Below are 8,548 nucleotides of genomic sequence, written 5' to 3'. Positions count from 1 at the left end.
AAATTCCTGGTCGCTTAGTTTGCTAGGCTTATTAAGTATGTCGGGCGAGACTAAAGACATGCCGATATCGTGAAGATAGACTGCAGCAGTTAATTGGTCTGTATCGATAGGCTCTTCAAGGTCTTTGTTGGTAGATAAGCACAACTCTAGAATGGAATCTGTTCTACCTTGTTTGTATATGCCTAAGTCATCTAGCTGTAAGGCAAGCTTTCTAAAAAATGCTAAGTCAGGGTTGTCCTGATGCTCAAGGCTCAGCGCGATACTGCCGGGTTTTTCTTCTTCAGTGCTACTTTTCTTCGCCCCGACCAGCTGGTCCATTGCTTTATCAAGTGCTTTCAGGTCCTGGCCTGCAGTGCAGCCTCTGACATCTTCGATAACCTTAAGCATGGTCGCCTGAGGCGTACCTTCTACCTGGCCATCACTAATCAGTGTATTGATCATATCCCGTATACGAATAACGATGGCAAAGATAAATTCGCCGTACATAGGAAGATAGGTACGCTGGCCTTGGCGCATGTCAGAGACGATTTCTTCGAGAGCGTGAATTGTTTCGACCAAGGGGTCGAGAAATACCATACGGCAATTACCTTTTAGAGAGTGAATGTCTCTAAAAAGGCGATGAACAAGTTCCGGATCTTTTGAGTTATCAAGTAATGCGATACAAGCTTCGATCTGCTCAATATTCTCTTGTAAACACTCTGCAAAATCTTGCGTTATTTCATTGTCTAGCTCAGTAAACTGAGGGCAGGTGGTAACCATCATTTCAATCCCGTTTTGATAAGCGCTATTAAGTCCTACTTTTAAGAATAGACCATGAGAGGAAAAATAAACGAAATTTTTGACTAGTTCACAAACTTAGGCTTGGCTTATAAGATTCTACTTAAAGTCCGAACCATTCTGGTTTGATCAATAAGACCAAAAGAACGCTTACCTGAATCGCAATAAATGGCATTACACCACGGTAGATATCACTGGTTTTGATGCTCGGCGGTGCCACACCCTTTAAATAGAACAAACTAAAGCCAAAGGGAGGGGTGAGGAAGCTGGTTTGCAGGTTCATTGCAATCAGAATTGCAAACCAAAGCATGCTGATACCTAGGGTTTCTGCGATAGGTGCCAGAACAGGGATGATAATAAAAGAGATTTCAACAAAGTCGATAAAGAAGCCTAGAATCAGAATGACCAACATAGTGAGAATCAAGAAACCCCATTTTTCGCCTGGAAGTTGCAACAACCATTCTTCCAGTATCATATCGCCGCCAGAATAGCTGAAGGTCATAGAGAAGGCCGTGGCACCGATCAGAATAGCGAACACCATTGCTGTGACGTTGACGGTTTCCTTAGCGCTATCCCAGAGCATCTGGAAATTAAACTGCTTGTAGAGTAGAACCAGAAATATCGCACCAATACCACCTAATGCTGAACTTTCCGTTGGTGTAGCAATACCGGCAAAAATAGAACCGAGTACAACAAAAATCAGCGCTAAGGGAGGAATAATGGCTAATAAGGCTTTGCGTATTTGTTCGCTCTTATCTTCCTCTGAAATAGGCATAGCAGGAGCCAAGGCCGGGTTTCGACTTGTTACAAATACTATGTAGCCAATGTAAAGAGCTATCAGCAAAACCCCCGGCGCAACAGCGGCTCTAAACAGGTCGCCAACAGGTAAACCCAGTACATCGCCAAGAATAATTAAAATAATAGAAGGCGGCACGATTTGACCAAGGGTGCCCGATGCGCAAATGGTGCCGCAGCTGAGTTGTTTATCGTAGTTATACTTGAGCATGCAAGGCAGGGATATCAAACCCATCGCAACCACACTGGCACCGACTACACCGGTTGAGGCGGCGAGCAAAGAGCCGACGAGTATGGTGCTAATGGCTACGCCACCATTGAGTCTGCCGAATAACTGTGCCATCGATTCAAGGAGTTGCTCAGCCAGCTTGGTTTTCTGGAGTATGACGCCCATAAAAATGAACAAGGGAATAGCCATCAGAATGGTATTTTCCATAATGCTCTGTATGCGGTAGGGCATAAAAGCAAACAGCTCAAAACCCTCTGCCCAAATACCAAATGCCAGAGCCACTCCTGCAAAAGTAAAGGCGACGGGAAAGCCCAGCATCAGCATTAGCAGGGCAACCACGAACATGACGATACCGCTCATGACAAGCCGACCTCTTTGCTTCTTGGGTAAGCTTCTTTCCCAACGATTACACGGAGAGCCTGAGTGATCATGCTTAAACTTGCCAAACCAATCAGTATAAAAGACAAAGGCATCAGGCTCTTGATTAACCAGCGATGAGGTAGGCCGCCCGGGTCACCACTGCCTTCACCCATTTGATAAGACTCATAAGCAAAACCAAGGCTAAAGTGAGTCACAAGTATAATGAAGGGAAGGATAAGAATGAGCGTACCTAAGAGGTTAATCCAGGCCTTGGTCTGGTCTTGCCAGTGATCATAGAAAATATCCACGCGGACATGGGCATTTTCTTGAATCGCATAGGGAATACCTAGTAGAAACACGCAAGAGAAGAGATGCCACTCCAGTTCCTGCATACCGATCGATACATCATTAAAGCCATAGCGCATGACCACATCGTAGAAAACGTTGATGAGTAGTAAGAGCATGGCGCTAGCCGAGAGTACTCCGCATAAACGCGCAATGCTTTTAAACAGAGTATCCAGGGCTAGAATTACTTGCATAGTATTAACGTGCAGACCTTATCTTAGGGGGCTGTGCTATCTAAATAGGCCTTATCAGACATATTGGTCCAGGCACGTGCTTTTTCCAGATACTCTTTCTGAGACTTAAGCACTCGCGCAGCGAACTCATCTTTAGAGGCGCTTTCGGCTAGCAGGTCTTCATTTGCCTGACGCATCGCAGCAAGTACTTCAGTAGGGAAGGTTTTAACTTGAATATTCGGATATTCGGTACTAATCGTTGCCCAGTTCTTAGCGCTTTCATGCATAGCTTGCGCATACATATCGTATGAGGAAGCTTTCATAGCTGTTTTAAGGATTTCTTGAAGATCTGCCGGTAGGCCTTCAAACTTCTTCTTGTTAACCAGGAACTGAAGTTCAGCACCGGGCTCATGCCAACCGGTATAGTAATACGGTGCAATTTTGTGGAAACCCATGCGCAGGTCAAGAGAGGGGCCTACCCACTCGAGCGCATCAATGGTGCCGCGTTCAAGTGCGGTATATAACTCGCCTGGGGGAATATTCGTAGGTTTGGCGCCCAGTTTGGCAATGACTTCACCCGCGAAGCCAGGAATACGCATTTTCAATCCTTGCAGGTCTTCTACAGTATTAATTTCTTTCTGGAACCAGCCGCCCATCTGGTTAGCTGTGTTACCGCCAGGGAAGGACATGAGATTGTACTGGCCATATAGCTCATTCATTAATTCCATGCCACCGCCGTAGTAAAACCATGCATATTGTTCGGAGGCGATCATACCAAAAGGCATGGTAGTGAAGTACATGGTGGCAGGCACTTTACCTTTCCAATAGTAAGATGCAGAGTGGCCCATATCGTATTGGCCTGACTTAACCATATCGAAGATACCAAAAGGAGACTTATGCTTGTTTGAAGAGTGAATGACGACCTTTAAGCGACCGTTCGACATCTTCTCGACCATCGATGCCATATTCTTGGAGGTGTCACCAAAAATAGGAAAATTAGGCCCCCAGGTTTCTGCCAGTTTTAGCGTGTATGAGTCTTGTTTTTCTACTTTGTGGGTGTGTTCAACCTTGTCATCACAGGCAACTAAAAACTGAACTGATATGACGATTGCTAGAAAGCTCACGAATTTTCGTAGAGACATTTGTGGCATCCTTGTTATTTTTGAAAGTGGAGCGCGAAATTTAACAGAACTAGGGTGTGCTTGAAAGCGTGGAATTGCTTTTATAGGTTTCTATTCAGAGCCATTAAGGCTACTCTTCGAACTCTTTATATGGGACCAAAATACCTAATATGCATCGATTATTCGCACTTTTGTTATTTCCACTATCTGCTTGGTCTGGTGAAGATAATCTGCACTCTTTAAGCTTTAGTTATGGCGTGCATAGCGAAACGCTTAGCTTCAATAGTTTTGATGCTGATTTAAGCCCGGAATCTATAGATCTCACATACACCTTTATTAGCCAGAAAGGGCCGATGCTCACGCTGGATACTTGGCAAGAAACCGCAAATACTAGCTTTGCCCAAGATGCTGAGTTAGAGAAAAAGGTGTGGGGCTTTGGTGTTTCATTAGCCTACCCTGTTTTATCAGTTGATCTGGTATTGAGTTATGTCTATAGCAAACCCGAGATGAAGGCTTGGGCAGCGTCTGGTAATCGGCTTGAAGAATATAGCGAGACCAGTGAATACAGTGCGGGAGTTAGTGGCTATTTTGCTTATGATGCTTGGTCGCTCGTACCTTCACTTCAGCTTGGCTTCCAATATGTTGACTCCCTCAACCAAAGCTACCTCAATGAAAATGTTATTACTTTGGAAGCCAGTCAGTCTGGCTGGTTTGCGGCTCCGTCTTTGAGTTTAAGCTACTTCTATGAATTGAATAGCCACGCTGCATTAAGTCCATTTTTTGGCCTGTCCTGGACTAACTTCTTCCAAGGCGAAGGCTTGACGCGAACGAGTATCTTCCGCCGGAGTGCTTCATTAACGTCTAGCACTGAAAGTGATCTGGAAACCGATAGCTCTGGTTCAATCAACGCAGGCCTTGAGCTGTTAATCGATCGATATCAAGTCGAGTTATCGTTTGAAGAAGCGATTGACCTCGACAATATCGGTACCCAATGGAACCTGCGCTTTGGGCTGGTTTGGTAGAAGAAGTGACTAAGGCTTGCGAATATTACGTCTTAGCTTTGCTCTTTGGCTTGGGCTGAGCCGCTTGAAGCTCTGACGCAGCTTTTGCTTTTTTGCCTCTGGGAGTTGCTTAAATTTACGCATACTCTTTCTCAGAGAGTTCTGATGCTCAGCAGGCAGGGCTTTAAAGCGCTGCATTTTATCTTTTAAGGCCGAGCGTGCTTCAGGTGATAGCGTTTGCCATTTGGAAAAGCGCTGCTTCGCAAGTTCTCTTTGCTCCTTATCCATATTTGCCCAACGATTTGCCCCTGTAACCAAGGCTTCTTGCTTGGTTTTGTCTAAGCTATCCCATTGTGATTGAAAAGGGATGAGTAATATTTGGGTTTCGTTTGGCAAAGATGACCATTCCTCTGCAAAAGAAAGCGAAACAAAGCTGGCCAGTAATAATGTGATTAAGTGCTTGGGAAGCTTATTCATGGTTTGCCTCCTGTTCGCTATTTTCAGGTTCACTGGGCACCAAGTCGTGATCCTTGGAGTTGGACAGCTCGTTATCGCTAATCTGCTGTAAGTCGATAGGCGTTACAAGTTCTTTGCCATTGACGATTGTCTCGGCCAGAAACAGAAAGAAGCTCATATCTTGAATAGGCGCTTCGTTAGCTCGAACTTGAAAAGTAGTGAATGCATTAGCCATTACGCAGCTCACTAACAGATAAGGTTTCAGGTATTGTTTCATTTTCTAGTTGTTCCGATAACCAATAGGAGAATTCTAAATCTTCTGCAATATCCAAGTCTGTTTCGTCGAAGTTCGATAGTAGAACAAAGTCGTCAATATTTGCTTGAACAAGGTTTGGAATATTTTCTCCTTGCTTCTGTGGCAAATAGTTTATCAACAGAACAGCCGAAAAGCTTGCTGCCACTGTGAATCCTACTAAGGGGTGCCTAAACCATGGCTTTGAATTTTGTGCCATAGCGTCTTGTCTTGCTTGATATAGGCTGCGCTGTACTTTAGGGGAAAGATTCCGGGTACTTTCGTCCAGCGCTTGCTTAGCTCGTTGTTGAATTTCTTTATCGTTCATTCTCTTGACCTGAACTCTGGTTTACTGCAATTGCGCTTTTGATGAGCGCAGCTTTTCCATAGCGCGAAAGTAATGGCTCTTCACACTATTTTCGTTGATCTTCATTACTTCTGCAGTCTCCCGAACCGATAAACCTTCCCACGTCCTGAGTAAGAAGCATTGCTGCTGCTTGACTGGAAGTTGTTCGATGACTTTAAGTAAATGTTCTCCTAGTTTTTCACTGTCCAATAAGTTCAGTGGGTCTGCGCTGAGGTCAGCCATTTCGACTTCGCTTTCGGCGTCACTTTCATCAATTCGCCAGAAGAATATTTTCTTTTTTAGCTGCTCCTTACGGTGCCAATCCAAAATGCTGTTTTCCAATATTCTGAAGAATAGGGGTCTCAAGTCAGCAAGCGGCTTGTTGCTATACTTGTTGACGAGCTTGATCATCGCTTCTTGTACGATATCTAGCGCATCAGCTTCGTTTCGCGTAGCAAATTGGGTCATACGGAATGCCCGTTGCTCGACTTCTTTCAAAAAGTGCTCTATTTCCTGCACAGTTTGCCCATTCTGTCTTTGCTTCCCGAAACAGTGATTTTAGTTTATTGGACTACACGAATGGTCGTGTAGTCCAATTCTTTCTATTCCTGATCTTGCTCTAGGTCCTGCGGTTCGCTTAAACGTAGCGTCACATAATTTACGTCTAGTGACTTAAGGCTGTCGGTATACTGCCCCGTTGCAGTTAACTGATGCACTGCAAGGCCATTTTGTAGATACTCACTTGCCGAGCCAATAAAGCTGTCAAAATCCGTAAACATATGGACGCCTTCACCGCGAATCAAAATACTGAAACGTCCTTCTTCAGCAGTACTAACAAGCTTTTCAGGAGAGAAGCTTAACTGGCTTGAGCCGGGGATACCTTTCAAGTGTAGCTTTGTTCTAGCATCTTCAAGTGATAATACGATTTCACTCGACTCAATTGTTAGCCCTGTCGTACTAGGCGACTGCCATAAAGCGAACATTCGGGCAGGGTGGGAGCTAAAGTCCGGGTTGATAATGCTTAAGGCGTCAAAGTCTGATGGTGATGAGCCGAAAGAACTGGGGTAACCGCGTACCTGCATCCACTCATCTTCTTCGATAGCGCTAATATCCAGTGTAGAGCTGTTGATTTCATACTGTTCAGGTGAAGCATCATTAGCCGCATCAAGGCCTGTGCCACTAAAGTCAAAAAGATCAATTGGTCGTTTGTTGATATGGCTAAGATCCAACTCCAAAGGAGATGCCTGCACCACTTCGCCCACAATGGCATTGAGCTTCATTCTGACATGGCCTTGACTACTATCGAATTCATTATTGTCAGCGTTAAATTCACCCAACGCTAGTATTCGTTGCCCTACCGATAAATTGGCGATGCTGGCATCACCTAAGCGATAACCTGTGACAACAGTATCTTCAGTAACCGCCAGTGTGACTTCTGTCTGAAAGTGAGCCGCCTGGTCGCCAGTCTCGACGACTGCACCTTGAATCGAAATGCTTGAGTCACTGCGTGCAGTGATGATGCCTTTCAATACATCTTGTTCAGCCCAAGGAACACTGTTACCGGCGAGTACCTGTGTTGCCAAGTAGCGTTGCTCACCTTCTTCTGAAGGGCCACCAAAAGCAATAAGAGGGGTCTCCTCAGCTTGTTCTGCTAGTAAGCTTAAGCCTTCTTCAGACGTGTACTCAACGCCATCAATCTCATACAGTGTATTGTCATCGACATGGAAGTTGAAATCGCCAAAGGTTCCGCGACGTAAGCGCATCGGAATTAGTTTCATGTCGATGGTATTAGTGGCCAGATCAACACTTTCGAGTAAACCCCTTAGTCGATGTTCCCTATCGATATCCAGCTCGGTACTGCCGACCATGAAAGGCTCTACAGTTACTAAGGGTGGCTCGAAAGACTCAATAGTATTTGAGGCAGCCAAGTCTAAATCAAGCGTCAATTGAGCGGTTTTGAAAGGGGATATATTGATGCTATTGCCTTCATTAAGATTTAGCTCCACATCAATTTGAGTAATCGCATTGCCATTGGCATCTTGTATGGCAGCTTCATAAGAAGCACCCTCTTCGTCTTGAATAACGATATCAGCCTCACTGTAATCCAGGCCCAATATAACACTTTGGTATTCGCCTGCGGGTACAGACAATACGGCAAAAAGCTCAGAAAGCTCCTGATATTGTACAAAGTCTATTTCACTCTGAAGCGGTAGCACTTCGACAAGTGAGCCATTAGCTTTTTTGAGTTGTATGGATTCCAATTCAATTCGATAGGTCAAAAAGTCTTCTTCAGCGTCGGTGACGGCGACTTGCAAGTCTCCCATTAGTGCGGTGTCATCCTGGTTACTTGAGTCGCCACAGCCAGCCACAAAAAGACTGGTTGAAAAGGCAAAGGTATAAGCCAGTAGCTTTGATTGATTCATTTCTAACTCCATTTGTTTGTCGGTTGTATTGCGTAAACGAATGAAGTTAGAAAAGGTTTACACGGAGGAAGAAAAATTAATAACTTTTTGCAGATACATGATTTAGGAATAGAAATACATGTTAATCCGACATGGCTTCTTGCACGAAAGTTTGTACGATTTTCTGATAAGTGCCATCTTCGCGTATGCGCCTAAGTGCTGAATTAAAGTCGTTTAGAAATGGGGTCATC

General features: G+C 44.6%; 9 protein-coding genes and 1 pseudogene. 1 reads left to right on the top strand and 9 read right to left on the bottom strand.

From position 1 onward, the window contains the following. The 4 genes from A3757_RS10390 to A3757_RS10375 form a co-directional block, all read right to left on the bottom strand. Positions 1 to 762: Hpt domain-containing protein (locus A3757_RS10390; RefSeq protein WP_156506274.1), on the bottom strand; the 762-nt coding region annotated here is incomplete at its 3' end. Between the two features lie 118 nt (positions 763 to 880). After that, the gene (locus tag A3757_RS10385; RefSeq protein WP_068512414.1) at positions 881 to 2,161 is read right to left on the bottom strand and encodes a TRAP transporter large permease subunit; all 1,281 of its coding nucleotides are present in this window, start codon (positions 2,159 to 2,161) and stop codon (positions 881 to 883) included. Continuing rightward, positions 2,158 to 2,700 carry a TRAP transporter small permease subunit gene (locus A3757_RS10380; RefSeq protein WP_068553668.1) on the bottom strand — a complete coding sequence of 181 codons (543 nt, stop codon included), beginning with the start codon at positions 2,698 to 2,700 and terminating at the stop codon, positions 2,158 to 2,160. Before A3757_RS10380 ends, A3757_RS10385 begins: the two co-directional genes overlap by 4 nt. A gap of 23 nt (positions 2,701 to 2,723) precedes the next feature. Further along, entirely contained in the window at positions 2,724 to 3,821 is a 1,098-nt protein-coding gene (locus A3757_RS10375; RefSeq protein ID WP_082870139.1) for a TRAP transporter substrate-binding protein, read from the bottom strand. 149 nt (positions 3,822 to 3,970) lie between these two features. Here A3757_RS10375 and A3757_RS10370 point away from each other — a divergent pair, with 149 nt between their 5' ends. After that, positions 3,971 to 4,822, top strand: coding sequence for an autotransporter domain-containing protein (locus A3757_RS10370; RefSeq protein ID WP_068512404.1), 852 nt, complete (start codon positions 3,971 to 3,973; stop codon positions 4,820 to 4,822). 9 nt (positions 4,823 to 4,831) lie between these two features. Here the strand turns inward: A3757_RS10370 and A3757_RS10365 are convergent, their stop codons facing one another. From A3757_RS10365 to A3757_RS10345, 5 genes and pseudogenes are all read right to left on the bottom strand, one after another. Continuing rightward, the gene (locus A3757_RS10365; protein ID WP_068553381.1) at positions 4,832 to 5,278 is read right to left on the bottom strand and encodes a DUF3106 domain-containing protein; all 447 of its coding nucleotides are present in this window, start codon (positions 5,276 to 5,278) and stop codon (positions 4,832 to 4,834) included. Beyond that, positions 5,271 to 5,492 carry a hypothetical protein gene (locus tag A3757_RS10360; protein WP_068512398.1) on the bottom strand — a complete coding sequence of 74 codons (222 nt, stop codon included), beginning with the start codon at positions 5,490 to 5,492 and terminating at the stop codon, positions 5,271 to 5,273. Before A3757_RS10360 ends, A3757_RS10365 begins: the two co-directional genes overlap by 8 nt. Beyond that, positions 5,485 to 5,877: a DUF3619 family protein gene (locus tag A3757_RS10355; RefSeq protein WP_068512395.1), complete on the bottom strand. Its 393-nt coding sequence runs from the start codon at positions 5,875 to 5,877 to the stop codon at positions 5,485 to 5,487. Before A3757_RS10355 ends, A3757_RS10360 begins: the two co-directional genes overlap by 8 nt. Before the next feature lie 21 nt (positions 5,878 to 5,898). Then, positions 5,899 to 6,417 (bottom strand): annotated as a pseudogene (locus tag A3757_RS10350) (RNA polymerase sigma factor); the annotation flags it as partial. Between the two features lie 80 nt (positions 6,418 to 6,497). Continuing rightward, positions 6,498 to 8,318 carry a DUF4382 domain-containing protein gene (locus A3757_RS10345; RefSeq protein ID WP_068553382.1) on the bottom strand — a complete coding sequence of 607 codons (1,821 nt, stop codon included), beginning with the start codon at positions 8,316 to 8,318 and terminating at the stop codon, positions 6,498 to 6,500. Between the last annotated feature and the right edge of the window lie 230 nt (positions 8,319 to 8,548).

This window comes from Oleiphilus sp. HI0117, from assembly GCF_001635235.1.
This window is presented reverse-complemented; position numbering and strand designations above follow the sequence as displayed.

What these genes read in the sequence shown, in the direction of transcription:
- A3757_RS10385 (WP_068512414.1), bottom strand. Translation starts at nt 2,161, where the DNA reads ATGAGCGGTATCGTCATGTTCGTGGTTGCCCTGCTAATGCTGATGCTG.
- A3757_RS10345 (WP_068553382.1), bottom strand. Translation starts at nt 8,318, where the DNA reads ATGAATCAATCAAAGCTACTGGCTTATACCTTTGCCTTTTCAACCAGT.
- A3757_RS10355 (WP_068512395.1), bottom strand. Translation starts at nt 5,877, where the DNA reads ATGAACGATAAAGAAATTCAACAACGAGCTAAGCAAGCGCTGGACGAA.
- A3757_RS10360 (WP_068512398.1), bottom strand. Translation starts at nt 5,492, where the DNA reads ATGGCTAATGCATTCACTACTTTTCAAGTTCGAGCTAACGAAGCGCCT.
- A3757_RS10380 (WP_068553668.1), bottom strand. Translation starts at nt 2,700, where the DNA reads ATGCAAGTAATTCTAGCCCTGGATACTCTGTTTAAAAGCATTGCGCGT.
- A3757_RS10375 (WP_082870139.1), bottom strand. Translation starts at nt 3,821, where the DNA reads ATGTCTCTACGAAAATTCGTGAGCTTTCTAGCAATCGTCATATCAGTT.
- A3757_RS10370 (WP_068512404.1), top strand. Translation starts at nt 3,971, where the DNA reads ATGCATCGATTATTCGCACTTTTGTTATTTCCACTATCTGCTTGGTCT.
- A3757_RS10365 (WP_068553381.1), bottom strand. Translation starts at nt 5,278, where the DNA reads ATGAATAAGCTTCCCAAGCACTTAATCACATTATTACTGGCCAGCTTT.